At 66.9% G+C, this 453-nt stretch carries 1 protein-coding gene; it reads right to left on the minus strand.

The window, feature by feature from the left end; all coding sequences use genetic code 11:
- On the minus strand, positions 1-453 hold a 453-nt coding region (locus FLP08_RS17020), incomplete at both ends, for a PfkB family carbohydrate kinase (protein ID WP_202912802.1).

Raw genomic sequence — 453 nt, forward strand, 5'->3', positions numbered from 1 at the left:
AGCGAGCTTCGAATTTGAGACGTGGATGTGCGATCCGATCCTGCGCCCGCACCAGCTCCAGCTCGTAGCTGCCGCAGGCCTGGGTTTCCAGCAGCACTTCATGGACCGCGGCGCCGGCGAATTCGAAGGCGTTACGCAAGTCGTCGCCGAGCAGCAGGCGAGAGAGGAACAGCCCCGAGGCCAGGTCGCCGACCCCGACCGGTTGCCGCGGGAAGGCCAGCAGCGGGCGTTGCAGGTGCCAGACCTGGTCGGCGGCCACCAGCAGCATCTCGAAGGTGTCGCCGGCCTTGCCCGGATAGTTCAGGTGCTTTACCAGGATTGCCCTGGGACCGCGTGCCAGCAGGCTCCGTGCCATTTCCACGCAGTCGGCGAGGGAGTCCGGCTGGCGGTCGCAGAAGCTGTCCAGCTCCAACTGGTTGGGGCACAGGTAGTCGGCGACCGCGGCGGCTTCTT

This window comes from Christiangramia aestuarii, assembly GCF_009735585.1.
Taxonomy (GTDB): Bacteria; Bacteroidota; Bacteroidia; order Flavobacteriales; family Flavobacteriaceae; genus Christiangramia; species Christiangramia aestuarii.